The sequence below is a fragment of the Halorussus limi genome (genome assembly GCF_023238205.1).
Taxonomy (GTDB): domain Archaea; phylum Halobacteriota; class Halobacteria; order Halobacteriales; family Haladaptataceae; genus Halorussus; species Halorussus limi.
The window spans coordinates 1,552,344-1,579,031 of the sequence record NZ_CP096659.1 but is presented as its reverse complement, the minus strand read 5'-3'; the positions used below and the strand labels follow the sequence as shown (position 1 = coordinate 1,579,031).

The window sequence follows — 26,688 nt, the reverse complement described above, 5'->3', positions numbered from 1 at the left end:
CTACCTCCACCACGCGTTCCTGCGGTCCTCGTAGGTCGCGTTCCGGAACGGCGCGGGCCAGTCGGCGTCCTCCTCGAAGCCGAACCCGTAACCGAGCCAGTAGCCGACGTGCCAGCCGACCGCCTCGGTGTCGATGTCGCTGAGCGTGACCCGGAGGTGGTCGTAGCGTTCGAGCGCGCCGTCGCCGTCGGGGTCGTTGCCGCGGACCCGACCGCAGGAGCCGCTGTCGCCGGTCCGGCAGGGCAGGTTCTCGGTGAACTCCACGACCACGTCCGCCGCGGAGCGATTCTGCGTGAACGCGAACGAGACGTTCTCGGGGACGGTCCCGTTCGCGCCCTCGGCGTAGTAGTCGAGCGCGTGCCGGACCTGCTCGCGGGTCGCCTCGGCGTCGTCGGTCCGGTTCGCGTCGAGGTACACCGTGAAGTCGGCGTCGGCCCACGGTAGCCGGCGCTCGGTGGCGTTCGGTCGCGGCAGCGTCCGCAGTTGCGAGGTCGGAGCCATCACCGACTGCGGGCCCGCGCTGTGGTTCAGCCCGAGGGTGTGGCCGAGTTCGTGCTTCAGGATGAGCCGCGTCGAGGCGTTCGAGTAGGAACCGACCACCTCGATGGAGATGGGACGAGAGACCTGCCCGCCGCGGGTGACGTAGGGCGCACACCCCGCGGGTTCGGAGACGTTGGCGCACGACTCGATGGCGTCGACGAACTTCACCACCACGTCGGGGTTCGAGGCGTTGGGTTCGAGTTCGTAGTCGATGGAGAACCCGGCGAAGCGCGTGCTGTTGTTCGACCAGAAGTCGAGCGCGTCGGACACCAGCGGCCGGAAGTTCCGCGATTCGTTCGCAGTGTTGTTGATAGCGACCGTCAGCTCCCCTTCCCCCCACGGATTCGGACGGGTCGGCGCGTCCTCGGACGTGAGCGCCCGGTGGGTCGCCGACCCGTCCGCGTCCGCCCCGGTGTCGGGCGCCTGAGTGGCGCACCCCGACAGCACGAGGAGGGCAGCGACGAACAGTGTTCGCCACATCGTCTTCGGGGACTACGTTGTTACGTATCAAGGTTGGCGTCGGTTTCGTCCCGGCCGACGGCGACCCCGCCGGCGTAGGATTCGGATAAGCGAGTAAGCTCGCGTGGCCCCCGTCGAACGACCGGCTTAACTCGGTCCGTCGGGGGCCGAGCGTCGCGTTCGCCGTCCGGTTTTAAGCCGCGCGGACGAGTCGTTTCGGAGCATGCAGAAGACCGTCATCCTGCCGGAGTGGCGCACCGTCGCGTCCGACGACCTCGACGAACCGAAATCGTCGTACGCGACCGTGACCCGCCACGCCGACCACCGGCGGGTCGTCTTCTCCGGCGCGCTCTCGCCCGAAGGCGGTCTCGCCGAACAGGTTCGGACGGTGCTGAGCCACCGAGAACGCGCGCTCGAAGACCTCGGCGGGAGCATGGACGACGTGGTCGAGATGCAGTTGTTCGTCCGCGAGGACGCGCTCTCGCGGGAGACCCAGGCGACGATTCACGAGGTCCGCGACGAGTTCTTCGAGCGGCCGCACTACCCGGCGAGCACGATGGTCGGCGTCGCCGCCCTGCTCGACCCCGACGCCCTCGTGGAGATAGCAATCGAGGCCGAGATTCCGGACGACGAGTGGGAGACCGAGGTGGTGACCGGCGAGGAGTGACGGGGGCGTTAGAGAAATCGAGAGAGGGCTGACAGCAATAAAGACACACCTAATAGCAATGAAAATGCGGATGATAGGAATGAAAATGCGTCTCAAACACCACTGAGGCGGTTCGTAAACTGCCGCCCCGCCTACGGCTCGGGGTCGAAGTAGTCGGCCAGTTGCGCGCCGAACTCGTCGGCGAGTTGCGCGACCGCCTCGCCGACCAGCACGTCGTAGCCGTCGGCCAGCGCCGACTCGACGTGGACCCCGAGCGCCACGTCGAACAGCGCGTCGCTCTCCAGAAACGCCGCGGCGGTCTCGAACTCGCGGCGGCGCTCGACGACGTAGCGGTCGCCGTCGATGAAGGGTCCGTAGGCCTCGGGGTCGTCGGCGTACTTCTCGAAGAACCCCTCGGCGTGCTGGCGGACGTGGACCGGCGGCCCCTCGTGGCGCTCGACCGCCGGGCGCTCGGCGACCGCCAGTTCCGCGAGCAGGACCGCCGACTCGTCGGCGAACGTCGCGTCGCGGAGCGCGTCGAATCCCCGGCGGTCGAGTTCGTCGCGGACGCCCGCCAGCGACTTTCGGAGTTGGGGGTAGAGTTGGTCTTCGACCACGTCGGGCGCGTCGAAGCGCACCGCGACCGGCGTCGTCGCGCGGTCCGCGACGCGGTCGCGGACCGCCTCGGGCGAGAGCGGGTCGGTCGGGTCGGGGAAGAACAGTTCCTCGCGGGGGTCCGCGAGCAGTTCGCGGGCGTAGTGCTGGAGGCGCGCGACGTTCTCGGCGGCGCAGACCGCCGCCACGTTGCGCTCGGGGTCGGTCGGGTCGACGACGACCAGCGGGTCGTCGAACGGGAGGTCGGCGTCGCCGACCTCCTCGTTCCGAGACGGCTTCGCCGTCTCGCGCGCCCGCCCGTGGTCCTCGGGGTCGAACCGAACCGGCGGGTGCCACTCGTCGGCGGCCGCCTCGACCACCGCGCGGAAACTGCCGTACTCGACCACGAGCAGTTCGGTCAGGTAGCCCGAGAACCCCCGCGTTCGGAGGTCGCTCCCGTACGCGCCGATTCCCTTGAGGAACTGCTTGAACAGGCGCACCTCCCCGGCGAGGTCGGCGTCGATGCGCGCGTTCAGATACTCGTTGTGGAACGGGGTCCGGTCCACCGCCGACTGAATCTCGGTCGCGGCGTCGAGGCGGTAACACGGCACGAGGTCCACGTCGAAGCCGTCGAACTCGCCGGTCACGTAGGGGTGTTCGGCGTACTCCTCGCGGCCCTCCGGCAGGACGGCGTGGCCGACCTCCAGTCCGTAGGACTCCAGCGCCTCGCGGTCCACGTCGGCGGGAAATCGCACGAACAGGTCGATGTCGCGGTCGCCGCTTATCCACGTCCCGCGGGCGGTGCTTCCGACCTGCATCGCGTCGCCCGCCACGGGCAGGTCGGCGATGGCCTCCTCCGCACGCTGGGTCAGCGCGGCCACCGCCTCGCGCATCCGCTCGCGCTCGCGCTCGTCGGGGTCGATTCGCTCACCGACCGCCGCGACCACCGCCTCAAAGCTCTCGTCCTCGCCGGTCATTGGCGGTAGATTCTCGACGCTCGGCCGAAAACGTGTCGTCTCGCCACGTCAACGACTCTCTCCCTTCGGGCGAAAACGAAAGCCATATCAAACGACTCGCGCATATGCACGAATGCAGGAGGAAGCCGCCGTAGCTCAGTTGGTAGAGCACCTGGTTGTTACCCAGGTTGTCCCAGGTTCGAGCCCTGGCGGCGGCGCTACATTCTCGCGAACATCGTTCAGGCAGTCTCGTCTGAGCCGACTTTCCGACCGCAAAACGGACCTACTCTCGGACACCGGTAGTTTCCGTATTACCCGAAGCGATAGGCTAAAAGGGTCCGATGGAAAAGGTGTATCCGACGGGCCCTTAGCTCAGTCTGGTTAGAGCGCTCGGCTCATAACCGAGTGGTCGATGGTTCGAATCCGTCAGGGCCCATCCGACACCCGTTCTCGAACGAGTCTCTCGGCAAGTCCGTGACGACCTTCTGCCGGAATCAATTTCCAGTAGCGACGGTTCCGTTTCCGAATCCGGTCACTTCCTCGCTCACCGGCGTCGAAGTCGTCCCGTCGTGGCGGTCGTACTGCCGCCGTAGTCCACTGCCGACCGGGGTCTCACTCCTCGGGCGTCTCGACGTTCGTGAACTCGAAGCGCGCGCCGCCGGACTCGCTCTCGGTGATTTCGCAGTTCCAGTCGTGGGCCTCGACCAACTGCTCGACCACCGCGAGACCGAAGCCGATGCCGACGTTGCTGGTCGAGTAGCCGGGGTCGAACACCTCCTCGCGGACCTCCTGCGGGATGCCCGGGCCGTCGTCCGCGACGTAGAAGCCGCCCGGCAGGTCCCCGACACGGACCGTCACGTCCGGTCCGGCGTGTTCGTCGGCGTTGCGATAGAGGTTCTCCAGCAGTTGCCGGAGTCGCGAGGGGTCGGCCAGAATCTCGCGGTCGGTCTCGACCGCGAGCGTACCGCGGGGGTCCAACTCGTCCCACCACTCGCGGGCCACGTCGCCGAGGTTCACCGGTTCGGTCGTGTCCACCGGCCCGTCGCGCCGGGTGACGACCAGCAGCGTATCTATCATCTCCTCGATGCGGTCGAGCGCGCGTTCGACCTCCGAGAACGACGAGGCGTCCTCGTCGTCGCCGACCGTCGACTCGACGCCCATGTCGAGGTATATCTGGGCGATTTCGAGTGGGTTGCGGAGTTCGTGGGCGAGCATGCTGGCGAAGGCGTCGAGGCGCTCGTTCTGGGCCTCCAGTTCCCGCTCGTGCTGGCGTCGCTCGCGTTCGCGCTCGACGCGGTCGAGCGCGGCCTCCGCGGTGGCCGCAAGCAGGTCGGCGAGCGTTCGGTCGTCGGCGTCGAACGCGCCGACTTCCGTGGAGACCACCGCGAGGACGCCGTGGTCGCCGAGCGGAATCCAGAGGCCGCTCCGGAGCGGCGTGTCGTCGCGGTACGCGAGGTCGGTGTTCGCCACGTCGTCGAGCGCGATGGTCGTCTCGTCGGCGAACGCCCGCCACGTGAGCGCCTCGTCGCCCGGCCCGAACGTCGGCAGGTCGCCGAAGATGTCCGCCACGTAGTCCGAGACCGCCGCCGGGGCGAGTTCCTCGCGCTCGGCGTCGTAGAGATAGATTCCGGCACCCCGGATTCCCAACACGTCGGTCGTGGTCTGGAGGACCGACTCGGCGACCGCGTCGGCGGTCTCGCGTTGCAGGAGTTCGCGACTCGACTCGTGGAGCGCGGTCAGCGTCTGCTCGAAGCGCTTGCGCTCGGTGATGTCGCGGGTCACGCCCACGCGCTCGTGGTCGCCGCCTTCGGTCCGCCGGAGGACGAACGTGGTCTCGGCCGGGAAACTCCCGCCGTCGGCGGTGAACAGCGGATGCTCGATGGTCGCGGAGGTCCGCTCGCCGTCGAGTATCTCGCGTTGGAGTCGCTCGACGGCACTCACTGTCTCCTCGTCGTAGAGCGCCGAGGGGCACGTTCCGATGAGGTCCTCGCGGTCGTAGCCGAGCGGTTCGGCGAACGACGAGTTCACCATCGAGAACGTCCCGTCCGGGCCGACGATGTAGATACCGTCGTCGACGGTCTCCACGATGGTCTCGTAGCGTTCGAGTTGCTGTTCGCGCTCGCGGCGGCGGATGGCGGTCGTGAGGATGTGGGCGATGCTCTGGACGAACTGCACGTCGTGGTCGGCGTAGTCGCGCTCCTCGGCGTCGTGGGTGCCCAGGATTCCCCACGGGTCGTCGGCCGACCCGATGACGGTGCTGACTCCGCTAGTTACGTCGTTGGAGGTCAGTAGGTCGGAACCGGCGAACCGCTCGTCGGTTTCGAGGTTCGCCACGACCACCGGTTGCTCGGAGGCCAGCGTGTAACCGGCCTGTGACCCGCGGTCGGCCGCGACCGTCGCCGACCCGACGGCACCCTCCGGCCAGCCAACGCCGTTCCGGAGCAGGAGTTCGTCCCCGTCGGGGTCGAGTTCCAGCACCTTGCAGTAGTCGTGGTCGAGCGTCTCGCAGACGAGTTCGACCGCCTCGTCGAACAGGTCGTCGAGCGGCCGGTCTTCGAGCGCGGCCTGCGAGAACTCCGCGACGGCGCGCTGTTGCTTGACGTGGTTCTGTAACTCGCCCTTCCGCTCGACGCGTGCGGTCACGTCCCGGAAGTACACCGAGAGACCGGTCTCGGAGGGGTACGCCTTCACCTCGAACCACGTCGCGAGCGGCGGGTAGTACTCCACGAACGAGACGGGTTCTTGGGTCTCCATCGCACGCTCGTACTCGTGCTGGAACGTCGTCCCGACCGCCGCCGAGAACGCGTCCCAGATGTTCTCGCCCACGAGTTCGCGCTCAGACTGGTTCAGCAGGTTCTCGGCCTCGTCGTTGACGTAGGTGAACCGCCACTCGTCGTCCAGCGCGAAGAAGGCGTCCGCGATTCGGCTGAACACCTCCGAGAGTTCGGTCTCCAGTTCCTCGTGGCGGCGTTCGAGTTCGAACTGGGTCTCTTTGAGTTCGGTGATGTCCTCGGCCGCGCTGACCACCCGCCGAATCTCGTCGTCCTCCCGGACCGGGGCCACGCTGACCGAGAGGTGGACGCGCCGTCCGCTCGGTTGCTCTACGACGACTTCCTCGTTGTAGACGGGGTCGCCGGTCTCCAGAACCCGAGCGACGGGGTACTCGTCCTCCGCCAGCGGTTCTCCGTCGGCGTCGTAGACGGTCCACGCCCGCTCGACCCCGTCTTCGGCGGGGATTTCCCCGGAGCCGATTCCGACCAGTTCGGCCGCCCGCTCGTTGGCCCGCAGGAGTTCGCCGTCGGCGTCCCGCACCGCGAACGCTACCGGACTCGTCTCGAATATCTCCTCGATGAGCGCCTCCTCCTCCCGGAGGCGTTCGGCCGAAGCGTCGGTGTCGTCGGCCTCCCGGAGGAACCCGGTGACCAGCGTCCCGCCGTCGCTCTCGTGGGTGAACCCCGAGACGGAGAGCCGAATCTCCTCGCCGTCGGCGGTCAGCCACGTCACCTCGAAGGTCGCGTCGTCGAGCGGCGTGCCGCCGTCGCCGTCGGTGTAGCGGTCGAACCACCTGTCGTAGCGGCCCCGGAGGCGCTCCGGGACGAACTCGACGAACTGCCTGCCTCGGACCTCCGAAGGCGCGTAGCCGAACAGTTCCTCGACCGCCTCGTTCGCGTAGACGAGGGTCCCGTCCGCGTCGGCCGTGACCACGGCGTCGTTGGCCGCCGCCACCATGCGCTCGAAGAAGTCGTCGCCAAAGTCGGGAGCGCTCGGTGATTCCCCGCCGCCTTCGGTCGGTCGTTCGCTGTGGCCGCTCATGCTGTAGAAATCTCTTGTGCCCGCTACACACCGAGGCCACAATAGTCCCACGCCTGAGCGAGGCGTTCTGGAACCGAAAACCACCGTACGAGAATCGACGCTCACCCCGACGCCGCGCTCGTCGCCGCTCTCAGACCGACGCCAGTCGCGCGATGTACACCAGACTCAGCACGTGGTCGTCCACGTCGAGATCGGCCGGACCGGGCTTGTCGGGGTCGAAGCTCTCGACTTCGGAGAACCCGCGCATGTACTCCCGGAGGCTCTCGCGCACCGATTGCGTTATCCAGTCGACCTCCTCGTAGTACTCCAGCGCGTTGCCGGTGTTCTCGAACCCGGCCTTGTTGATGAGGAAATCGAGCCACTCGAACACCACGACCTCCGTGCTGTACTGGTCGGGCAGGGCGTCGAGATACGGTTTCTCGGGGAGCACGCCCGCCGCAGAGAACTGGCTCTGAAGCTGGACGAGTTCGTTTCGCTCGCTGTGGCGCAGTACCTCGTCTGGCGGCGCTGGCAGTCCCTCGCCGTCCCGTAACTCCTCGGGGCTCTCCCGGTTCGGGTCCGCGAGGCGACGCAGTTCGCGCAGGTCGTAATCTCCGGGCGTCGGCGGCATGGTACTCGGGTACGTTCGGCTATCTCGGACGGTCCATTTAAACTTTCTTGCTATTTCCGTGATGGCGCAAAGACGGCGTTCCGCTTCGACCCGCGTTGGCCACCGCCGGCGCACGCATTTCTCCGCTCTCGGCCCGGCACGCGCGGATTTGTGTGCGGAAGGAATCGTGGCGTCGCCAGTAACTATTCATCCTCTACCCGACACTCCTATTCAGACGAGTTGATAAGAAACCTCGAAGTCGTCCGTGGCGACTATCACAGTAAACCTCGACGAAAGGACGCTACGGCAACGGAAAGGAGACTCTCGGGCGGTTCAGTTACGGCGCTTCTGCACCGCGGCCACGAGGCCGACGACGGCGACCGCGAGACCGAGGACGCTGGCGGCTTTGCGCTTGCCGCCGCCGCTCTCGTCGGTGCCGGAGTTGTGGCCGGTTCCCGACTCCGCTTCGGTCTCGAACTCGTCGAAGTCGGTCTGTTCGCTCCCGCCGCGACTCTTGAGTTTCCAGACCAACAGGCCGACCCCGACCGCCACCGCAAGCAGGCCGAGCAGTTTGCCCTTGAGACCGCCCGACGACTTCGACTCGCCGGTCTCGGACTCGCCGGACCCCGACTTTCCGGAACCGGACGCTCCTGCCTCGGACCGCCCGGCGGTTCCACCGGACGATTCGTTCGGGAACTGGTACTCCTCGACGAGGGCGGGCTTCTCCAGATTTATCTCTAAGATTGCCATACAGGTTAGTTCGCCGCTCAGATACGAATAGGTTGCGGCTACTCGACTGACACGACTCGGAACTGACGTTCGATTGCCGGACGTGAGCCACTGAGGCTTCCGAACCGCACTGTACGGGCCTCACACTACCGCAATCGCCCGCGGTTCTCACTCCATCGCTCGCGACGCCCCGCCGCACGGCCCGAATCCTTTCCGCGATAGCCGTCGCAGGGCCGACATGGCCCAGTGCGCCGTCTGCGGTGCCGACGTGGAGAAGACCAGTCCCGAGGAGACCGACTACCGCGACGAGGAGTTCGCGGTCGCGCAGGTCGAGTACGAGGGTGTAACCTACGAGTTCTGCAGCGAGGAACACCGCCGGGCGTTCGAGGAGACCCCCGAGGAGTACGCTTAGTCCACCTGCTCGCTGGCCTCCCGAATCAGGCCGTCGAGAATCTCGGGAGTCGTGGGGTGGTACGCCCGGTCGGGAATCTCGCGCACGTCCATCCCGGTCTCGACCGCGACCTGCATCGTCTTGGCCATCGCGTCGGCGTGGTAGTGGAGGCCCTGATACCCCAGCACCGTGCCGTCGTCGGCGTCCGCGACGAGTTTCGCCAGTCCGCGCGGGACCGCCTTGGTCGCGAACACGCCGTCGTCGCTGGCCTCGCGGGTGACGGCCACGTAGTCGCGGTCCTCGGTCGCCAGCGCCTCCTCGGAGGCCCCGACCCGCGCGAAGGGGTAGACGCCGAGTCCCGAGAAGATGACGTGGTGGTGGACGTTTCGGTAGGGTTCCAGCGACTCGCCCGCGCGGTGCCGGAGGATGTTCTCGGCGGTCAGGAACCCCTGTTCCTTGGCGACGTGGAGGATGGGTTCGTGACCGTTGGCGTCGCCGGGAACGAAGACTCGCTCGTCGTCGCGGGCCTGCATCGTGTCGGCGACCCACCCGGTGCCGGGGTCGAGCGGCGTGTTCTCCAGTCCGAGGTCCGACACCGCCGGACGGCGGCCCGTGAACAGGAACAACTCGTCGGCTTCGACGGTCTCGCGCCGCCCGTCGGTCGGCCCGCCGCGCCTGACGCGCAGTCGAACCCCGCCGTCCGCGGACTCCTCGACCGACTGCTCGTAGGTGTTCGTCAACACGTCCACGTCGAACTCCTCGCGGTAGAGGTCGAGCATCGTCGCCCGGAACGCCTCGTCGGCCTCGTCCAGCGGATAGTCGTCGTGTTCGATTACCGTGACGTCCATCTCGGCGGCCTCCACGAGGTAGGGAACTAGCTCCAGTCCGACGTAGCCGAACCCCATCACCACGCCCGAGTCGGGGAACTCGGTCGCGTCCAGCACGTCCGCGCTGGTCGCGTAGTCCACCTCGTCGAGGCCGTTCAGGTCCGGCACGTTGACTGTCGACCCCGTCGCCACGACGACGTAGTCGGCCTCGATTTCGCGGTCGCCGACCGAGAGGGTGCGGTCGTCGACGAACCGGGCGGTACGATGGAGGAACTCGACGTTCTCGCGGTCGGCCAGTGTTCGGACCGCCGCGCGCCGGTGTTCCGCCCAGTTGCCGACGTGGTCGTCCTTGGTCGCCACGACCGATTCGAGGTCCACCTCGGGGACGCCCTCGATTCGGTCGTCGTGGCGCGCCTGAAACCGGTGTTCACCCGCCGAGAGAATCTCCTTCGAGGGCATACACCCCTTCAGAATGCAGAGTCCGCCGCCGGGTTCGCCGTCGTCCACGAGCGTCAGTCGAACGTCCTCCTCGTCAGCCAACTCCTGTGCGGCCGCGACCCCGGCGCTCCCGTACGCGCCGACGACGACGACGTGCGTTGTCATACCGAAACTGACGACGCCCGACGGATTTAGAAGTTCGGCCCGCGGCACGCCCGGCGGGCGAACGCGGAAAGGGCGACAGCGGAAAAATAGCCGCGGAAGCAGACGGGTCAGCGGCGTCGGGCCAGCATCGCCGCGCCGGCCAGCGCGACGATAGCGGCCGCCCCGGTGAATCCGGGGACGCTCGCGCCGTTGTCGGTCTCGTCGTCCACGACCGTTGTGGTGTTCGTCTCCACACCGGGGCTCTCGCCGTCTTCGGTCGTCTCACCGTCGGCGGCGGTCGTCTGGTCGCCAGTAGTCGTCTGGCCGTCGTCGGTGGTCGTCTCGCCGTCGCTCGTCGTCTCCGAGGTCGAATCGGCCGACTGCATCGAGACCGTCCGCTCGGAGAAGTGGTTGACCGCGACCAGCACGTCCGCGCTGGCGTCGGCCGACGCGCCGCCCGCGCTCTCGACCACGTAGCGCGACTGGTCGCTTCCGATAGCGCTCTTCAGTTGGGTGTAGGTCCGGGCCTCCGCGGCGGCCTCGCCGTCCACCGTGACTTCGAGGCCGTCGGAGGCGTTCAGCGCCTTCTCCGAGACGCTGGTCAGCAGGACGGTCCCCTCGTGGGTCGTCCGGTTGACGGTGAACGAGACCTCGCCCTCGGCCGTCTCGGCCGCCTCGACCGTGGTGTTCGCGCCGTAACTCACGGTATCCACGACGGTTTCTCCGCCGTCGGCCATCACGTAGGCCTCGGCCTTGGCCTCGCCGTTGGCGATGAGTCGCTCCTGCCGGTCGTCGCCGTCGTCCTTGCCGTCGGGGTAGGACCGGAAGACGAGGCGGCCGTCCTCGCCGAGAGTGGCGGTCACGTCGCCCTCGTCGTTGACGGTGACGTTACCTTCGCCGACGACGAGGAAGGTCCCGTTCGTGCCGCTCTCGGTCGTGACCTCGACCTGCGAGTCGCTCTCGGCCGAGGCGTCCGCGCCGGACGAGAGGTTCGCCACCACGTAGTCGGACTGGTCGCCCGACTCGACCACGAGGACGCCGCGGCCGTTGTCGTGGACGGTGAGGTTCGCGCCGTTCTCGGCCCGCACGCTGGCCTCGGTCGTCGTCTTCGCGCCGACGCTGAGGCCCGCGCCCTCGATTCGGGTCACGGCCGACAGCGAGGCCCCGAGGTCCACGAGGCCGCCGTCTTCGACGTTACTCTGGGACTGGACTCGCACGGAATCCAGCAGGGTCTCGTTGTCGACGGCGTAGTCGGTCACGGCGCTGTTCGAGACCTCGAACGAGACGTGGGTTCCGGAGTACGCCTCGCCGGAGGTCTGTCGGGTCTCGGCGGGTGCCGCGACGGCGGTCGCGGCGGGTACGACGCTCGCGGTCACTACGAGCAGTACCAGTGCGCTTGCGAGTCGTTTCATAGCGGTCGGCGGTGACCCAGCACGCCCTCATACGCTTTTTGGCCTCGTGGAACGCGGATGATGGAACAACTGTCCCGAAAAGAACGAATATGTGCATCGTACGCCACATCAGAACATTGCGGTGGCGTGGCACGTCGGCCCCAGAACTGAAGTGAATCGACGGACTCGACCGGGGTTCGCCGTGGCCGCGCGACCCCGGCCTACCGCGAAATCTCGTCGCCTTCTTCGGCCAGCACGCTCTCGACCTCCTCGCGGGTGACGACCGCCACGTCGCCCGGAATCGTGCGCTTGAGCGCGGCGGTCGCCGACCCGTATTCGAGCGCGGTCGGCACGCTGTCGCCCGCGATGCGCCGCGAGAGGAAGGCCCCGAGGAAGGCGTCGCCGGTCCCGATGGGGTCCAGCGTCTCGGTCTCGATGGCGGGTTGCTCGTAGGTCTCGCCGTCGTGGAGCGCCAGCGCGCCCTCTTCGCCGCGGGTGACGACGACCGTCTCGAAGTCGAACTCGTCGGCGAGGCCCGCCGCGATTTCCTCGGGGTCGCCCTCGCGGCCCAGCACCTCGCGGGCGTCGCGTTCGGCGACCAGCAGGAGGTCCACGTCGGGGAACAGCGATTCGAGGGTGTCGCGGGCCGACTCGGGACTCCAGAGCTTCGAGCGGTAGTTCACGTCGAAGGAGGTGGTCGTCCCGGCCTCGCTGGCCGCCGCGAGCAGGTCGGCGGTCGTCTCCTCCAGCGTCTCCGAGAGCGCGGGCGTGATGCCGGTGGTGTGGAAACGGTCGGCCTCGCGGACGCGCTCGACCGGCAACTCGTCGGTCTCGGCGGTCGTGACCGCCGCGCCCGCCCGGTCGTAGATGACGTTCGACCCGCGGGGCTTGCCGCCGTGTTCGAGGTAGTAGGTGCCCTGTCGGCCCTCGTCGCTCCACACCACGTCGGTCTCGACGCCGTGCCGTCGGAGGCCCGAGACCACGCGCCGTCCGAGCGGCGAGTCGGGGAGTTTCGAGGTCCACGCCGCGTCCGCGCCGAGTCGCGCGGCCGCGACCGCGACGTTGCTCTCCGCGCCCGCCGCGCGGAACTCGAGTTCGTCGGTGGTCTCCAGTCGCTCGCCGTCGGGCGGCGAGAGTCGCACCATCGTCTCGCCGAAGGTCACGAGGTCGGTCATACGTCGGTCCTCTCCCCGCCGAGCAATAATTTACTCGGTTCCGGAGACGTTTCCGCCGGGTCCGACGGACCGGTACCCCGAATCGCGGCCCGGTTCCGACGGACGACCGACGCGACCGACTCCGACCCCGTCGGCGGTCCGGTGAGCGACTGTGCGGACCGCGACGCGGTCCGTTCGGTCGCCGACCGACACGGAGTGAGAGCGGCATTTAGAAATGTGTAGCCACTCCTGAAAAATCTCTGTCCAAGTCTCACAGCGGTAAATATTTCTCCCGCGCCGCGACCGCGCGACGCCGCGTCGGGGTCGCCCCCGACGCGTCACGCCGGAACTCGTCCCGTTCGTCCGCGTCGGCCTCGGTGGAAACGCCCGTCGGTAACGCGGCGTCGTCACTCGTCTCCGTGCATTCTGCGGTAGTGCAACGGGACGAAGTTGTCGTCGCCGGAACGGAGGAAGCCGTCGAACTCGTCGTGGCGGGCCGGCGTGATTGCCCTGCCCGCGCCGAGTCGCTCGGCGATTTTCGCGCCCTGAGCGCCTTCTTCGCCGAGGTACACGGTTCGGTCACCGCCGTGGTTCTCGGCGTCGAGGTCCGCGTCGACGTCGACGTACTCGCCGGTCGCGTCGTCCCAGCGCCAGAGTTCGCCGTAGCCCTGAAGCGGGGTCTCGTGCCACCAGACCAGCGCGAGCGTCCCGTCGCCGATGCCGAGTTCCCGAATCCAGTACCGCCACGCCCACCAGTTCGAGGACCGGTGCGTTCGCCCGCCGAGATAGACTTGGCCCCGCTCCGGGTCGGCCTCGACGTCGAGTCGGTCGCGCTCGAAGTAGTCCTTCGGGTCGCTGTACGGAGCGACGTCGTCGGGCAGGTCCGGGAGGTCCTCGAACGGTCGCTCGACGAACCGTTCGAGGGCGGCCGTCACCTCGTCGGCCGACCGCGACTCCGGGCGAAACGTGAAACAGCAGTCCTCGTACGTTCCCATCTCTGTCTCGACCGTCGAATCGGCAGATGTTATATCTTGGTTCGTCGGTCCGGCCTACGTCGGACCGCACGTCGCCGAGTCCGCTCCTCGGAATCAACAGCTATTTCCCGAATTCGGCCCCTATTCGTTTCGGGATGCTACTACAGGGAACGGTCGTCGCCGACGCCGAGACGGTGGTCGAGGACGGCGCGGTGGTCGTGGAGGGCGACGAGATAGTCGCCGTCGGCGACCGGGAGGAACTGGTCGAGACCTACCCCGAACACGAGCGCGCGGAGTACGACCTGCTCGCGCCGGGCGTGGTCGGCGGACACGTCCACTCCGTCCAGTCGCTGGGCCGGGGTATCGCCGACGACACGTCCCTGTTGGACTGGCTGTTCGACTACGTGCTGCCGATGGAGTCGGCGCTCGACGCCGAGGGGATGCGCATCGCCGCCGAGTTAGGTTACCTCGAACTGCTCGAATCCGGCGTCACGACCGCCATCGACCACCTGTCGGTCCGCCACGCCGACGAGGCGTTCGAGGCCGCGGGCGAGTTGGGCATCCGCGCCCGGATGGGCAAGGTGCTGATGGACACCGAATCGCCCGACGGCCTGCTGGAGGACACCCGAGAGGGACTGGACGAGACCGAGCGCCTGATTCGGAAGTACCACGATACGCGCGACGGGCGCATCCAGTACGCCGTGACGCCGCGCTTCGCGGTGAGTTGCACCGAGGAGTGCCTGCGCGGGTCGCGCGAACTCGCCGACGAGTACGAGGGCGTGCGCATCCACACCCACGCCAGCGAGAACCGCGACGAGGTCCAGACCGTCGAGGACCGGACCGGCCGCCGGAACATCCACTGGCTCGACGAGGTGGGCCTGACCGGCGAGGACGTGGTGCTGGCCCACTGCATCTGGACCGACGAGTCCGAGCGCGAGGTGCTGGCCGAGACCGGCACGCACGTCACCTACTGCCCCTCCTCGAACATGAAACTCGCGTCGGGCATCGCGCCCGTCGTGGACTACGCGGACCGCGGCATCAACGTCGCGCTGGGCAACGACGGCCCGCCGTGCAACAACACGCTCGACCCGTTCACCGAGATGCGGCAGGCCAGCCTCCTCCAGAAGGTCGAACACCTCGACCCGACCACGACGCCCGCCGAACTCGTCTTCGAGATGGCGACCGAGAACGGCGCGAAGGCCGCGGGCTTCGAGAACGTCGGCCGACTCCGGCCGGGGTGGAAGGCCGATATCGTCGGCCTGACGACCGACATCACGCGCGCCACGCCGCTCCACGACGTGTTCTCGCACCTCGTCTTCGCCGCGCGCGGCGACGACGTGGCGTTCACGATGGTGAACGGCGACGTGGTGTACGAGGACGGCGAGTTGCGGACCGGCGACGCCGACGCGATTCGGCGGCGGGCGCGCGAGTACGACCTGCCGGTCGGGCCGGAGTAGGAGAGCGTGTCTTCTCCCGGACGAGAAACCCGAGAATCCGGCGGTGAACTCGCTTCCCGTCCCGTCGATCGGTTCGCCGGTCTGCTTCCGGGTGCGTCGAAGTAGCGATGTCGAAAAAGAAAGATTTCTACCGTCTTCTCGGTACGAACCATCAGTGAACGATACTTCGGACGGAGTTTGCGGGTACACCGTCGAACTCGACCGGTACGACCTTGGAAGCTACTGTTGCAACCGGGAGGTCTGGAAGGACGAGAGGTGCATCTGGCACGCCGAGGAGAGCGACAAACCGACCGACGAACTCCTAAACCGGTACTACAGTCGCGAAAAGCGGTACGCCGGACCGAACTTCGACCCGACGACTGCTCCGGCGGCCGCGTCGAGAGTACGACTCGACGGAGCGAAACTCGTCGATACCGAACTGCCGCCCGTTACCTTCTCGAACTGTACGTTCGTCAACGCCGACCTCAAGCGGTCGGACCTGACCGAAGCGCAGTTTTCGAGGTGTCTCTTCTGGGGAGCGGACCTCACGAGCGCTGACCTTTCGGGGTTGACCTTGCAGTCGGTCGATTTCTACGACGCGACCCTGCGACGTGCCGACTTAGATAGGATTACGAGTTTCGCGTTCGGGAAGGGCGTCGTTCCCGGGGGTCTCGCTCCGCTCTTGCACCTCGGGCCTGTGATGTGGCGAAACCCACCGAAAATCGGTCTCCAACACCCCGACGTAGACATCTTCGACAGGGGGAGTGTCAACTTCGCAGAAGCAGACCTCGGCGAGGCGACGCTCCAAAACGCCGACCTGAGAGACGCGGTGTTTTACCGTGCAGACTTGGAGCGAGCGAAACTAGACGACTCGGACCTCGGTGGCGCGTCGCTGACCGAGGCAGCAATCTACAAGGCGAGTTTCGGCAACGTGACCGTCGATATCGACACGAGGTTCGGGAAATCGTCCAAGTACGAGACCGACGCCGAGGAGTACGACGACTGGTTCATTCGGGCGACGTGGAGTTACAAGAGGTTACGGGAGGTAGCCGACAGGAACTCGCTCTCGGAGAGACGTGTCGACCTGTACATCGCGGACAAGAACCTCCGCCGAAGGACCAAATGGAAGCGAGCGATGACCGGAAAGCCGGTAGTCGGGTACGACACGTCTCGGAAGGAGGACCTCGCGAAAGAGATACTGACGGACGACCGGAACTCGGTACCCCTCGAAAACGCCCTCATCGAGTCGACCGACCGAAACCTGAAGACGTCCACTCGCGTATCGTCGTTGATAAGTGCCGTCGCCTCCGGCGTGTCTCGATGGACGACGGCGTACGCGACGAACCCGTACCGGGTACTCGGCTCCTCGATCGTATTTTCGGTCCTCTTGGCGGCGGTCTACCCGATTTTCGGCCTCAGGGACACCGCGACAGGAGAGACGCTTCGATACACGTCCTCGGTCTCCGTCGATAGTTTACTGCTGTTCGGACGGGCCGTTTACTTCAGCGTAGTCACGTTCACGACGGTCGGATACGGGGACGTTCAACCGATGGGATTCGGGCGGGCGGTCGCTATGTTCGAGGCCTTCGTCGGTTCTGCGATGATGGCGCTGCTCGTCTTTGTACTGGGGAGATACATCACGCGATAGCGTCGGTCGGACTCCGCTCGTACGTTCGCGGTAGATATCGTCCGAATATGCCGCCAACGCGTCGGAATTGACGCGCTTCGACACCCGTCTCCGACCTCACGGCCCCCGACCGTCGAGAGACTGCGAGCGGTCGTTCTAGAAAGTCTCACCGCCAGCGCAACGTTGATTGCTCGGCCTTCCGTCGTCAGAGTATGACAGTCGCACGCACGGTCGAACTCGAAGGCCACATCATCGACTCGGGGATGATGCAGCAGTGCTTCGGCGTCGTGATGGACCTCGGGGGCAATTTCGACGTGGAGGTCTTCGAGGTGGGCGAACACAAGGACGCCGAGTCGTACTGCCGGATGACCGTCACGGCCGACGACGAGGAGTCGCTCCGAGAGATTCTCCACGAACTCCACCAGCACGGCGCGCACCTCTCGGACCCACCGAACGCGACGCTGAAGCCGGCGCCCGGCGACAGAGTGGTCCCCCACGGCTTCTACTCCACGACGAACCACCCGACGAAGGTGCGCTACGACGACGAGTGGCTTCCCGTCGAGAACATCGAAATGGACTGCGCCGTCGTCGTCGAACCGGGCGCAGACGGCGACCCGGGCGACGAGCGAGACGCGGAGAACGGTCGCGACGGCGGTCCGCGCGCCTACACCAAGGTCCTGAACGCCATCGAGGAGGGCGACCTCGTGGTGACCGACGAGGCCGGCGTCCGGGTGGACCCGCCCGAGCGACCCCGCGGGTCGAAGGGTCCCTTCGGGTTCATGCAGGGCGGGGTCTCGGCCGAGCGCCCGTCGGAGTCGCTCATCCGCGAAATCGCCGAGTCCGTCGCGGAGACGAAGGCCGAGGGCGGGTCGGTGTTGGCGGTCGCCGGCCCCGCCGTCATCCACTCGGGCGCGGGCGACGCGCTGGCCCGCCTCGTCCGAGAGGGCTACGTGGACATGCTCTCGGCGGGCAACGGCTTCGCGGTCCACGACCTCGAACGCGGCCAGTACGGCACCTCGCTCGGCATGGACGTCGAGACCCTCGAAAGCCCGCGGAAGGGACACAAACACCACATCTACACCATCAGCGAAATCATCCGCGCGGGCGGCATCGAGCAGGCCGTCGAGCAGGGACTCGTCGAGGAGGGCGTGATGTACGAGTGCGTCGTCAACGACGCGCCGTACGTCCTCGCGGGGTCGATTCGGGACGACGGCCCGCTGCCCGACACCATCACCGACGCGGTGGAGGCCCAGAACGCCATCCGCGAACAGGCCCGCGAGGCCGACCTCGTCGTGATGCTCTCGACGCTCCTGCACTCGGTCGCGGTCGGCAACTGCCTGCCCTCGACCACGAAGGTCGTCTGCGTGGACATCAACCCAGCGACCGTGACCCAACTGCTCGACCGCGGGAGCGCGCAGGCCATCGGGATGGTGACCGACGTGGGCACCTTCGTCCCGAAACTCGCCGAGGTGCTGGTGGACGACGCGTAAGTCGGCACTCGGGCGCGAAGCGTCGAGACCGCGACCACGCGGTACTGTTATCACGCTGTCAGGCGAAGCCGACCGCATGGTATTCTCCACGGAACCGGTCTGGAGCGAGGTCGCCGCCGACTTCACCAAGGAGTGCGAGAGCGCGGTCGTCTACGCCGACTTCGAGCAGGAGACCGTCCTCCACGAAGGCCCGCTCCGCGTCCTCGGCAACGGGTGGGTCGAACTCCCCTCGGGTCGCCTGCTGTCGCCCGACGCGATTCACCACATCGACGCGGAGGTGCCCGAGAGCGAGACCCGCTAGCTTCCGGCCGAGACGACGCGGCTATCGCCGAGTTCCGGCGCGTTCGCGTCGAACCCCTCTTCGCGCAGTTCCCCGGCGAACTGCTCGCACCGGTCGCCGTGGTTGACCAGAATCTCGGCGTCGCGGTAGTCGTCCAGAAAGTCCAGCAGGCCGTCGCGGTCGGCGTGCGCCGAGAAGTCGTGAGCCTCGACCTGCGCGCTCACGGGCATCACGCGCCCGTCGATTTCGGCCCGGCCCGAGTCCAGCAGTTCCCGGCCCGGCGTCCCCTCGACCTGATAGCCCGTGAACGCGATTTTGTTCGTCGGGTTCGCCCGGATTTCCGGGACGTACGTCATCGCGGGACCGCCCGAGAGCATCCCCGAAGTCGTCACGATGACGGTGTTCTTGTCGGCGATGCGCCTGCGCTGACCGTCTCGTCCCGTCACGAACCGCGCGCTCGACTTCGCGCGGCCGAGCGCGTCGGCGTCCCGGACGAACTCGGGGTACTGGCGGGCAATCCGGGTCACTTTCTGGCCCATCCCGTCCACGTAGCAGTCCACGTCGTGGGCCTCGCAGACCATCAGCATCTCCTGCGTGCGCCCGATGGCGAAGGCCGGAACCACCACGGTGCCGCCCTCCCAGACGGTCGTCCGGACGCTCTCGGCGAACGACTCCTCGACCTGCTTTCGCGGGTCGTGGTCCACGTCGGAGTAGGTCGATTCCGTAATCACGAGGTCGGCGTCCGGCCGCGCGGTCGTTCCGGAGAGCAGTTGCGTGTCTTCGGTGTGGAAGTCGCCGGTGTAGAGCAGGCGGGTCTCGCCGTCGTCAACCAGCACGTGCGCGCTCCCCGGTATGTGGCCCGCATCGTAGAACGTGACCTCGTAGCCTGCGGCCTCGAAGGTCTCGCCGTAACCGTGCGTCTCCGAGACCTGACTCATGCGCTTGACCTCGGTGTGGGTGAACGGGCAGTCGTAGCTCCCGCCGTGCAACTTGAGCGTGTCCTCGGCCAGCACGCGGGTCAGGTCGCGGGTCGGCGGCGTCCAGTGGACGGGCGGCCGGGCGTCGCCCGACAGCAGCGAGGGCACCGCGCCGACGTGGTCGAGGTGGCCGTGGCTGACCACCACGGCGTCGGGGTCGGGGTCCCCGACCGGAAACGAGGGCGGGTTGCCCGTCGCCATCCCGTAGTCGAGCAGAAGCGAGTCGTCCACGAGAATCGCGCTCCGCCCGATTTCGCGGGCCCCGCCGAGAAATTCGACGTTCATTGGCGGAGTCTACTCGTCTCGGCCGTTTTCACCTGTCGGTTGTCGGGTGCGGGAGCGCAGACGTGGCCCCCGATTGGAAACGGTAGCCTCGAAGGCCCTCGGCCCGTCCCGGAGGGTGAGAAGACTTATTCCGCGTCGCTGAGCCAACGATACCAAGGTCCCCATGTCAGTCATCGAGATAGACGAGTTGACGAAACAGTTCGGCGGCGTGACGGCCGTGGACGGCCTCTCGCTGTCGGTCGAGGAGGGCGAGGTGTTCGGCTTCCTCGGCCCGAACGGCGCGGGCAAGTCCACGACCATCAACGCGATGCTCGACTTCACGAAACCGTCGAGCGGCGAGATTCGGGTGTTCGGCAGGGACGCCAACCGCGAGTCGGTCGCGGTCCGCGAGCGCGCCGGCCTCCTGCTCGAAGGCTACGGCGCGTACCCGCGGCTCACGGGCCGCGAACACGTCGAACACGCCATCGACACGAAGGACGCCGACGACGATCCCGACGCCCTCCTCGACCGGGTCGGCCTGCGGGAGGCGGCCGACCGCCGCGCCGGCGGCTACTCGAAGGGGATGCGCCAGCGGATGGCGCTCGCCGTCGCGCTGGTCGGCGACCCCGACCTGCTGGTCCTCGACGAACCCTCGACCGGACTCGACCCGAACGGCGCGCGCACCCTCCGGGAAGTCGTGACCGAGGAGGCGAATCGGGGCGCGACCGTCTTCTTCTCCAGCCACATCCTCGAACAGGTCGACGCGGTGGCCGACCGCATCGGAATCCTGCTCGACGGGTCGCTCGCGGCGGTCGGCGAGGTCGGCGAACTCCAGCGGGAACTCGGCGCGGGCGCGACGCTCTCGGTGTGGGTGTCGGCGGTCTCCGACGAACTCCTCGCCGGCCTCCGGGAGATAGCGGGCGTCAGCGAGGTGCGCGAGCGCCACGGCCGCATCGAAATCGCCTGCGACGGCGGCGGCGAGACGAAACTCCGGGCGCTCAACGCGATCGCCGACGCGGGCGTGTTCGAGGACTTCGAGGTCCGTGACGCGTCCCTGTCGGACGTGTTCTCGAAGTACACGGAGGGGCCGGCGTGAGCCGAGCGGACGTGTTCCGGCGCGACCTGACCAGCGTCTACCGGTCGCGGACCGGCACCGCGGTGACGGCCATCATCGCGCTCGTCACCGTGGTCGCCGCGGGCCTGTTCGCGCTGGCGAGCGACGTGTCCGCGCTCGCGGGCGTCGGCGGCCTCTTCGCCGTCGCGTCCATCCTCGCGCTGGTGTTCCTCGGGAACCCCAAGCAGATAGCGGGCGTCGTCGTCGGGTTCGCCGGCCTCGCGGTGGTCGGGACGCTCGCGCTCTCTGACCCCCACGCCGGCGTGCGACCGGACATGTCGCTGGCCGTCGTGGCGGTCGGGTCGGGGCTGTCGGTCCTGCTCCCGCTGGTCTGTCTGGTCGGCAGTTACGCCGCGCTGGTCGGCGAACGCGAGACGGGGAGCGTCCGCTTCCTGCTCGGTCTGCCGAACTCCCGCGACGAGGCGTACGTCGGCAAGTACCTCTCGCGGTCGTCGGTCGTCGCGGTCCCGCTGGTCGCGTGTCTGGCGCTCACGGGCGTCATCGTCGCGGCCACGTTCAAGAACGGCTCGCTGCTCGGGATGGCGGGTCTCACGCTGGTCTCGATTCCCTACGCGCTCCTGTTCGTCGGCATCGGCCTCACCGCGTCCGCCTACGCCGACACCTCGAACCGGGCCGTCGCGGTGGTCATCGCGGTGTTCACGGTCCTCCGGGCCGGGTGGCCCGCGCTCCAGTTCGTGCTGATGCAGGGCGTCGAGAACCCGTATCCCCGACCGGAGTGGTACTTCTGGGTCGGCCGACTCAACCCCATCAACGCCTACGTGAAACTCACGACGCTGTTCGCCGACGTGGAGTACCACCCGATAATCACGACGCCAGCCGACACGGTTTCGACGGTGGCGATTGGCTACCCGTTCGCGGCCGCGGTCCTGCTCTGTTGGACGGTCGTCGCGCCGGTCGCCGGTCTCGTCTACTTCCGGAATCGGGACCTGCTCTGAGAGACGTGAGGTCCCGGCGACGCTCCCGACAGCGTCGAGGCGACGGGGCCTCGTAACGACGACGCGGAACTGCGCCAGCAGTAACGAGCGGACTAACGCTCCGAAGGGAAGGGCTGTTCGTCCGGAACGGCCGGTTAAGCGGCGCGTAGTATAGTGCGAGGAGCGTCGAGACTTCGCCGATGCTCGCTGTGTGCGACGGCGGTCCGACGGAGCGGTCGCGGTACCGGAGCGAGTCGAGCGCGCGGACGCAGGGGGGAGCGCCGTGAGCGGAGCGACCGGCGGCGAACGCGGCGGGAGCGAAGCGGCCGCGGACGACGCGACCGGCGGTCAGCAGTTCGGTCGGTCCGGCGACGACCAATCCTCCGGAGACGACCGACACCCCGACGACGACCGGTACACCGTCCGGCCCTTCGAACCGGCCGACGAGCGCGCGTTCCGCTCGCTGTTCGAGGCGGTCCTCGGCGAACCGGCCAGCGAGGAGTGGTTCGAGTGGAAGTACCGGGCGAACCCCTACGTCGACCACGTGCCGATTTTCCTCGCCGAGACCGACGGCGAAGTCGTCGGCGCGCGGGCGTTCTTCTCGCTCGAACTCCGGGCCGACGGGTCGGAGTACGTCGCGTTCCAGCCCTGCGACACGATGGTCCACCCCGACCACCGGCGGCGGGGCCTGTTCACCCGGATGACCGAGGCCGCCATCGACCGCTACGCCGACGACGTGGACTGCTTCTTCAACTTCCCGAACGAGTACTCGCTGGCGGGCAACCTGAAACTCGGGTGGGAGGTCGTCGGCGAGCGGGAGACCTACTACCGGGTCCAGAACCCGGCGACGTGGCTCTCGGACGCGCTCCCCGGAGACTCCTCGGCGGTCGGCGCAACGGTCGGGTCCGCAGCGTGGTTCGCGGGGCGGGCCGCGGCGCGGTCGTACCTGTCGGTCCGGGACCGACTCGCGCCCGACGCGTCCGGAGTCGCGCCCCGGTGGCACGACGGGGTGCCCGCCGAACTCCTCGCGTCGCTCGCCGGCAAGCGAACGCCTCGCGAGTTCCGCGTCCCCCGCGACGAGCGGTTCTACCGCTGGCGGTTCGAGAACCCGAAGTGGGAGTACGAGACCGTCGTGGCGCGGGACGGTGCGACGCCCGACCGTGGGAACCGCGACGAGACTCCGGCCGGAAAACGCGGCGACCCGACCGCCGCAATCGTCGTCGGAACGCGGACCTACCCCGACGGAACGTCGGTCGCGCAGTTCGCCGACGTGGTTCCGCTCGTCGGGGGCGCAGACAGAGAGCGCGCGTTGTCGGCGCTCGTCGCCGCGGCGGTCCGGCGACACGCCGACGCCGACCTCCTGCTCGCGCCCGGCGAGACGGTCCCGGAGTCGCTCCTGTCGGCCTACGGCTTCCACGGCGACGGGCGGCCGCCGCTCTCGTGGGTCGCCTCGCCGACGGTGCAGGTCGCCCGACCGGTCGCCGACGACGGCGAATGGACGCTCGCGGACCGGTCGCTGGCCGAGGCGGAGAACTGGCGACTCGCGCTCTGCGAACAGGACAGCGGTTAGCGTAGCGAACCCTTCCGATTACTTCCGGGGAGTCCGGTGACTCCGAACCGAACGCCCAAAAGCCTCCGAACCGTAGTTCGCCCGTTAAATGGCCCAGACGCTCGAACTTCCGAACGGCGAGACCGTCACGCCCGACGACGTGTTCCTCTACAACGACTACCCCTACCGGGTTGAGTTCCCGGGCGAGGAGGCAGTGAGCGAGGACGCCGAGACGGAGTTCTGGCTCTCGCCGCTCTACTGGGGCGGCGGCGAGATGGACATCCCGTTCCGGGAGCGCGAGGCGCTGGTCGAGCAGTGGGGTCCCGAGTCGCGGGGCACGCTGACCGACGAGGAGTGGGAGGAGTGGGTCCGCGAGGCCCGCGACGACGACCGGTTCGACGACGAGGAACTCGACGCGCTCCTCCGGGAGTTGCCGACCTCCGGAGGCGGACTGATGACGCGGCTTCGCCGCGCGCTCGGACTCTGAGACGGGACCGCGTGCGGTCACTCCCGGTCGTTCAGCAGTTCCTGCGTCCGCGCGGCGGCCGCCGAGCGGAACGCCCGCAGGTCCACGGCGGCGCGCTCGTGGAACAGACGGTGGTACTCCTCGCGGGCAATGGCTTCGATCAGGCGCTCGAAGACGGCGTCGAACCCGGCCGCCCGCCCGTCGGCGTCGAGTTCCTCGGCGACGCGTTCGACGCGCCGGCGGGTGACGTACCGCTCGGCGAGTTCGTCGGCGGGCGCGGTCGCCGGGTCCGACTCCTCGCGCCACGCCCGGTACTCCGGGTGGAGAATCGCCGCGCGCCCGCCGGTCTTGTTCCGGACGACGACGCCCGCGGCGGGGCCGTCGTACCACGCCGAGTTGGGAATCTCGTAGCTCGCGGGGTCGAAGTCGACGGCGCGGACCTCCTTTTGGAAGGCGTCGACCGCCCGGAGTCCGAGGCGGTCGAAGATTCGCTCGACCGAGTCGGGCGGCAGGAACCGCTCGTCCGCGGCGTCCCACACGTCGAAGCCGAGGAACGCGGGCGTCCGCGCCCAGTCGTAGTCCACGGCGCGCCGGACCGTCGCCTCGCCGAAGAACACGACCGACGACACGTCGGCGACGGTGTTCCGGAGGGCCTCGCGGTCGAACGACTCGCGGACGTGTCGGACCGCGCGGCGATAGGGCAGGGGCGTTTCGTCGGCGTCGAGGGTTCGAGTCCGGTCGCCGAACTGGAGGAGTCCCGACTCCCGGAGGCGAAACCGGAGGTGTGCGCCGTCTATCTGCTCCTGCAACCAGAGGTGGCCCGACTCGAAGAGTTCGGGCGGCGCCTCGTCGGCGCGCGGGACGCCGGGGTACTGCTTCATGCCGGAGGCGTTGTCCGCGGGCGGAGGTAAGCGTTTGGCAGCGAACGCCGCCGGAACCGGACCGTCGGCTACCAGCGAGCGAGGACAAAGAAGTCCGGCAGGCGGTGAAGTGCTACTCGTCGTCTTCCGGTTCGTCGTCCTCGGGCGCGCCAACCGGCTGGGCGTCCTCGGGCGGGGCGAACTCGAAGGTCCCCGACTCGAACTCGGGGTTCACCGTCAGGTTCGAGAGCTGCGTCGTCCGCACCTTGTGTTCGAGGTAGACCGCGTCGTCGCCGTTATCGTCGCGGAATCCGCCGGTGTCGTTGCGGGGGTCTCGGTACTCCGACATCGCCTGATTGAACCGCCGGACCGGCTTGTGGGCGACGTGCTTCAACAGGATGCCGGTCTCGGTGTCGAACCAGTAGGTCTGCTCGGCGAAGTACGCCGTGGCGGTCGATTCGGGCCCGTTCGGGTGTTCCTTGGCCTCGAACGTGACGACGTACGCCTCGCGACCGTTCACCGTCTCGGTGCCCTCGTAACTCGCGTGGTTCTCGCGCATGAGGGCTTCGGGGTCGCCCGCCCAGTCCACTTCGTCGAGCGAGTAGTGCTGCCCGAACTGGTCCTCGCCCGACCGCTCGGTGTACCGGTACCGCTCGCCGGTCACGTTGTAGGAGACGAACTGGTCGGCGTTCGCCACTTCCACCCGGCGTCGGTCGCCGTCGGAGAGCGAGACCCGGCGGTAGAACGACGGCGCGCTGTCGTTCCCGTATCTCACGGCGAGTCGCTCGCTGTGCTGGCGCGAGAGCGAACTCCCGTTCGTCAGGGAGATGTTCGTCCCGTAGGAGAGCGTCGCGCTGTAGCCCTCGACCGACCGCTGTTTCTCCTGCACGCGCTGGAGGATTTCGGCGGCCGTGGGAGTACCCGCCGAGTCAGTGGTCGAAGTCGTGTCGGTCGTCGGAACCGTGGAGTCGGGCGCGTCGGTCGTCGTCCCGGTCTTACCCGAGAGGCCGCCCACGCACCCGGCCGCGACGAGCAAGAGCGCGAGGGCGGCGCTCGCCGCGACCGAGCGCAACCGACGTTCAGTCATCCCGACCACCTCGCCGGCGGTCGATTCGTTCGCGGCGTCGATACTCGCTGCTCCGTCTCGGAGGGGACCAACGGGGCATATTTCGAACGTATCTTCGGTTACGTATTAACTTTTCACGTCGAAAATGTGACTGTTCGGAGGCGAGCCGCTCGGGCGACTCAGGCGTGCTGTTCCAACACGCGCTCTAAGTCGTCGCGGACCGTCGCTACGTCGGCGTCCCGAACCGTGAGTGTCGTCTTCGACTCGTCGGTCTCGGCCATCTCGCTCAGGAGGCCGCCCCGGCGGTCTATCTCAACGAACAGCGTGAGTTCGTCGGCGGACTCGCGCACGACGAGTTCCACCTCGTCCAAGTCGCCGCGGAACGGTCCGGCCTGCGGCGTGAACTCGAACTCCTGGACGAACCGCTGGCCCGACCCGTAGCGGTCGTAGGGGTCGGCCTCGCACTCGGCGGTCCGGAACGAGAATCCCAATTCGTCCATCGCGTCGAAGACCGCCTGCAAGCGCGGGGTCGGCCGCACGTCGAGGTAGTCCTTGTCTTCGGGGTCGACCGCCCAGTCGATGTCGAGTTCGGTCTCGACCCACACGTCCACGTTGCCGAGGGTGACGGGCGTCCCGTAGGGAATCTCGATGTCGACCGACCGGGTCTCCTCCTGACCGGGTTCGATGGTCAGGTCGTCGGTCAGGGTGAACCGGTCCACGTCGGTCTCCTCGTACCCCTCTTCGGTGGCGTACCGCGTCTCGATTTCGAAGCGAATCGCGCCGATTTCCTGCTCGGCGGACCCGCCGTCGACGCGAACTTCCGCGTCGACGGTTTCGCCGGGCGTGACGGTCGTGGAGGACAGAACGGTGTCGACGGTCGCGTTGCCGACTCCGATGCTAGCGAGAACTTTCTTCATGGCTTCGGGTACTATCTCACGCTCCGGGATAGTGTATCTTTGGGACCGAGTGCGGATAGATG

The 26,688-nt window shown here is 67.8% G+C and carries 23 protein-coding genes and 2 tRNA genes; 12 read left to right on the top strand and 13 right to left on the bottom strand.

What is annotated here, in order from left to right:
• Positions 1–1,020: a matrixin family metalloprotease gene (locus tag M0R89_RS08095; protein WP_248652045.1), complete on the bottom strand. Its 1,020-nt coding sequence runs from the start codon at positions 1,018–1,020 to the stop codon at positions 1–3.
• 202 nt (positions 1,021–1,222) lie between these two features.
• On the opposite strand from M0R89_RS08095, the gene M0R89_RS08090 reads away from it, so the two are divergent.
• Positions 1,223–1,666: a RidA family protein gene (locus M0R89_RS08090; RefSeq protein ID WP_248652044.1), complete on the top strand. Its 444-nt coding sequence runs from the start codon at positions 1,223–1,225 to the stop codon at positions 1,664–1,666.
• Between the two features lie 131 nt (positions 1,667–1,797).
• On the opposite strand, the gene cca is transcribed toward M0R89_RS08090, so the two are convergent.
• Positions 1,798–3,216: a CCA tRNA nucleotidyltransferase gene (gene cca / locus M0R89_RS08085; protein WP_248652043.1), complete on the bottom strand. Its 1,419-nt coding sequence runs from the start codon at positions 3,214–3,216 to the stop codon at positions 1,798–1,800.
• A 124-nt stretch (positions 3,217–3,340) separates the two neighbouring features.
• Between cca and M0R89_RS08080 the strand changes: the two genes are divergently transcribed.
• Both M0R89_RS08080 and M0R89_RS08075 read left to right on the top strand, forming a co-directional pair.
• A tRNA-Asn gene (locus tag M0R89_RS08080) sits at positions 3,341–3,413 on the top strand.
• 143 nt (positions 3,414–3,556) lie between these two features.
• Positions 3,557–3,631 (top strand) — tRNA-Ile (locus M0R89_RS08075).
• Between the two features lie 176 nt (positions 3,632–3,807).
• On the opposite strand, the gene M0R89_RS08070 is transcribed toward M0R89_RS08075, so the two are convergent.
• The 3 genes from M0R89_RS08070 to M0R89_RS08060 form a co-directional block, all read right to left on the bottom strand.
• A complete protein-coding gene (locus tag M0R89_RS08070; protein WP_248652042.1) occupies positions 3,808–7,008 on the bottom strand; it encodes a PAS domain S-box protein in 3,201 nt (1,066 codons plus the stop codon).
• A 130-nt stretch (positions 7,009–7,138) separates the two neighbouring features.
• Positions 7,139–7,618 carry a FlaD/FlaE family flagellar protein gene (locus M0R89_RS08065; RefSeq protein WP_248652041.1) on the bottom strand — a complete coding sequence of 160 codons (480 nt, stop codon included), beginning with the start codon at positions 7,616–7,618 and terminating at the stop codon, positions 7,139–7,141.
• 312 nt (positions 7,619–7,930) lie between these two features.
• Entirely contained in the window at positions 7,931–8,347 is a 417-nt protein-coding gene (locus M0R89_RS08060) for a hypothetical protein (protein WP_248652040.1), read from the bottom strand.
• Positions 8,348–8,564: 217 nt separating this feature from the next.
• Here M0R89_RS08060 and M0R89_RS08055 point away from each other — a divergent pair, with 217 nt between their 5' ends.
• The gene (locus M0R89_RS08055) at positions 8,565–8,738 is read left to right on the top strand and encodes a YHS domain-containing protein (RefSeq protein WP_248652039.1); all 174 of its coding nucleotides are present in this window, start codon (positions 8,565–8,567) and stop codon (positions 8,736–8,738) included.
• On the opposite strand, the gene M0R89_RS08050 is transcribed toward M0R89_RS08055, so the two are convergent.
• The 4 genes from M0R89_RS08050 to M0R89_RS08035 all read right to left on the bottom strand — a co-directional run bounded on the left by M0R89_RS08050 (position 8,735) and on the right by M0R89_RS08035 (position 13,666).
• On the bottom strand, positions 8,735–10,147 hold the full coding sequence (locus tag M0R89_RS08050) for a dihydrolipoyl dehydrogenase family protein (RefSeq protein ID WP_248652038.1): 1,413 nt from the start codon (positions 10,145–10,147) through the stop codon (positions 8,735–8,737). The two genes, M0R89_RS08055 and M0R89_RS08050, sit on opposite strands and share 4 nt — an antisense overlap.
• Positions 10,148–10,254: 107 nt before the next feature.
• Complete coding sequence (locus M0R89_RS08045) at positions 10,255–11,538, bottom strand: PGF-CTERM sorting domain-containing protein (RefSeq protein ID WP_248652037.1); 1,284 nt, start codon at positions 11,536–11,538, stop codon at positions 10,255–10,257.
• Positions 11,539–11,738: 200 nt separating this feature from the next.
• A complete protein-coding gene (gene kdgK1, locus M0R89_RS08040; RefSeq protein ID WP_248652036.1) occupies positions 11,739–12,692 on the bottom strand; it encodes a bifunctional 2-dehydro-3-deoxygluconokinase/2-dehydro-3-deoxygalactonokinase in 954 nt (317 codons plus the stop codon).
• A gap of 386 nt (positions 12,693–13,078) precedes the next feature.
• Positions 13,079–13,666 (bottom strand): hypothetical protein, encoded by a 588-nt coding sequence (locus M0R89_RS08035; protein WP_248652035.1) that lies wholly within the window; start codon positions 13,664–13,666, stop codon positions 13,079–13,081.
• A 134-nt stretch (positions 13,667–13,800) separates the two neighbouring features.
• On the opposite strand from M0R89_RS08035, the gene M0R89_RS08030 reads away from it, so the two are divergent.
• From M0R89_RS08030 to M0R89_RS08015, 4 genes are all read left to right on the top strand, one after another.
• The gene (locus tag M0R89_RS08030; RefSeq protein WP_248652034.1) at positions 13,801–15,102 is read left to right on the top strand and encodes a 5'-deoxyadenosine deaminase; all 1,302 of its coding nucleotides are present in this window, start codon (positions 13,801–13,803) and stop codon (positions 15,100–15,102) included.
• Positions 15,103–15,145: 43 nt separating this feature from the next.
• Complete coding sequence (locus M0R89_RS08025) at positions 15,146–16,729, top strand: pentapeptide repeat-containing protein (protein ID WP_368408861.1); 1,584 nt, start codon at positions 15,146–15,148, stop codon at positions 16,727–16,729.
• Between the two features lie 191 nt (positions 16,730–16,920).
• Positions 16,921–18,198 (top strand): ornithine cyclodeaminase, nickel-pincer nucleotide-dependent, encoded by a 1,278-nt coding sequence (locus M0R89_RS08020; protein ID WP_248652032.1) that lies wholly within the window; start codon positions 16,921–16,923, stop codon positions 18,196–18,198.
• A gap of 76 nt (positions 18,199–18,274) precedes the next feature.
• A complete protein-coding gene (locus tag M0R89_RS08015) occupies positions 18,275–18,499 on the top strand; it encodes a hypothetical protein (protein WP_248652031.1) in 225 nt (74 codons plus the stop codon).
• Here M0R89_RS08015 and M0R89_RS08010 read toward each other — a convergent pair.
• Entirely contained in the window at positions 18,496–19,740 is a 1,245-nt protein-coding gene (locus M0R89_RS08010; protein ID WP_248652030.1) for an MBL fold metallo-hydrolase, read from the bottom strand. The genes M0R89_RS08015 and M0R89_RS08010 overlap by 4 nt on opposite strands.
• A 163-nt stretch (positions 19,741–19,903) precedes the next feature.
• On the opposite strand from M0R89_RS08010, the gene M0R89_RS08005 reads away from it, so the two are divergent.
• From M0R89_RS08005 to M0R89_RS07990, 4 genes are all read left to right on the top strand, one after another.
• Positions 19,904–20,815, top strand: coding sequence for an ABC transporter ATP-binding protein (locus M0R89_RS08005; RefSeq protein ID WP_248652029.1), 912 nt, complete (start codon positions 19,904–19,906; stop codon positions 20,813–20,815).
• Positions 20,812–21,789: an ABC transporter permease subunit gene (locus M0R89_RS08000; RefSeq protein WP_248652028.1), complete on the top strand. Its 978-nt coding sequence runs from the start codon at positions 20,812–20,814 to the stop codon at positions 21,787–21,789. The genes M0R89_RS08005 and M0R89_RS08000 overlap by 4 nt, the downstream gene beginning before the upstream one ends.
• 190 nt (positions 21,790–21,979) lie before the next feature.
• Positions 21,980–23,338 (top strand): GNAT family N-acetyltransferase, encoded by a 1,359-nt coding sequence (locus tag M0R89_RS07995; RefSeq protein ID WP_248652027.1) that lies wholly within the window; start codon positions 21,980–21,982, stop codon positions 23,336–23,338.
• Between the two features lie 88 nt (positions 23,339–23,426).
• Complete coding sequence (locus M0R89_RS07990) at positions 23,427–23,804, top strand: hypothetical protein (RefSeq protein ID WP_248652026.1); 378 nt, start codon at positions 23,427–23,429, stop codon at positions 23,802–23,804.
• Between the two features lie 17 nt (positions 23,805–23,821).
• On the opposite strand, the gene M0R89_RS07985 is transcribed toward M0R89_RS07990, so the two are convergent.
• From M0R89_RS07985 to M0R89_RS07975, 3 genes are all read right to left on the bottom strand, one after another.
• Positions 23,822–24,664, bottom strand: coding sequence for an RNA ligase family protein (locus tag M0R89_RS07985; protein ID WP_248652025.1), 843 nt, complete (start codon positions 24,662–24,664; stop codon positions 23,822–23,824).
• A 112-nt stretch (positions 24,665–24,776) separates the two neighbouring features.
• Positions 24,777–25,730 carry a LolA family protein gene (locus tag M0R89_RS07980; protein WP_248652024.1) on the bottom strand — a complete coding sequence of 318 codons (954 nt, stop codon included), beginning with the start codon at positions 25,728–25,730 and terminating at the stop codon, positions 24,777–24,779.
• A 158-nt stretch (positions 25,731–25,888) separates the two neighbouring features.
• Positions 25,889–26,626 carry a sporulation protein gene (locus tag M0R89_RS07975; RefSeq protein WP_248652023.1) on the bottom strand — a complete coding sequence of 246 codons (738 nt, stop codon included), beginning with the start codon at positions 26,624–26,626 and terminating at the stop codon, positions 25,889–25,891.
• Positions 26,627–26,688: the final 62 nt, after the last annotated feature.

Coding starts and splice junctions, on each gene's coding strand:
- M0R89_RS08035 (WP_248652035.1), bottom strand. CDS start 13,666: ATGGGAACGTACGAGGACTGCTGTTTCACGTTTCGCCCGGAGTCGCGG.
- M0R89_RS07985 (WP_248652025.1), bottom strand. CDS start 24,664: ATGAAGCAGTACCCCGGCGTCCCGCGCGCCGACGAGGCGCCGCCCGAA.
- M0R89_RS08060 (WP_248652040.1), bottom strand. CDS start 8,347: ATGGCAATCTTAGAGATAAATCTGGAGAAGCCCGCCCTCGTCGAGGAG.
- M0R89_RS07990 (WP_248652026.1), top strand. CDS start 23,427: ATGGCCCAGACGCTCGAACTTCCGAACGGCGAGACCGTCACGCCCGAC.
- M0R89_RS08095 (WP_248652045.1), bottom strand. CDS start 1,020: ATGTGGCGAACACTGTTCGTCGCTGCCCTCCTCGTGCTGTCGGGGTGC.
- M0R89_RS08055 (WP_248652039.1), top strand. CDS start 8,565: ATGGCCCAGTGCGCCGTCTGCGGTGCCGACGTGGAGAAGACCAGTCCC.
- M0R89_RS07975 (WP_248652023.1), bottom strand. CDS start 26,626: ATGAAGAAAGTTCTCGCTAGCATCGGAGTCGGCAACGCGACCGTCGAC.
- kdgK1 (WP_248652036.1), bottom strand. CDS start 12,692: ATGACCGACCTCGTGACCTTCGGCGAGACGATGGTGCGACTCTCGCCG.
- cca (WP_248652043.1), bottom strand. CDS start 3,216: ATGACCGGCGAGGACGAGAGCTTTGAGGCGGTGGTCGCGGCGGTCGGT.
- M0R89_RS08010 (WP_248652030.1), bottom strand. CDS start 19,740: ATGAACGTCGAATTTCTCGGCGGGGCCCGCGAAATCGGGCGGAGCGCG.
- M0R89_RS08005 (WP_248652029.1), top strand. CDS start 19,904: ATGTCAGTCATCGAGATAGACGAGTTGACGAAACAGTTCGGCGGCGTG.
- M0R89_RS08020 (WP_248652032.1), top strand. CDS start 16,921: ATGACAGTCGCACGCACGGTCGAACTCGAAGGCCACATCATCGACTCG.
- M0R89_RS08090 (WP_248652044.1), top strand. CDS start 1,223: ATGCAGAAGACCGTCATCCTGCCGGAGTGGCGCACCGTCGCGTCCGAC.
- M0R89_RS07980 (WP_248652024.1), bottom strand. CDS start 25,730: ATGACTGAACGTCGGTTGCGCTCGGTCGCGGCGAGCGCCGCCCTCGCG.
- M0R89_RS08070 (WP_248652042.1), bottom strand. CDS start 7,008: ATGAGCGGCCACAGCGAACGACCGACCGAAGGCGGCGGGGAATCACCG.
- M0R89_RS08050 (WP_248652038.1), bottom strand. CDS start 10,147: ATGACAACGCACGTCGTCGTCGTCGGCGCGTACGGGAGCGCCGGGGTC.
- M0R89_RS08065 (WP_248652041.1), bottom strand. CDS start 7,618: ATGCCGCCGACGCCCGGAGATTACGACCTGCGCGAACTGCGTCGCCTC.
- M0R89_RS08045 (WP_248652037.1), bottom strand. CDS start 11,538: ATGAAACGACTCGCAAGCGCACTGGTACTGCTCGTAGTGACCGCGAGC.
- M0R89_RS08015 (WP_248652031.1), top strand. CDS start 18,275: ATGGTATTCTCCACGGAACCGGTCTGGAGCGAGGTCGCCGCCGACTTC.
- M0R89_RS08030 (WP_248652034.1), top strand. CDS start 13,801: ATGCTACTACAGGGAACGGTCGTCGCCGACGCCGAGACGGTGGTCGAG.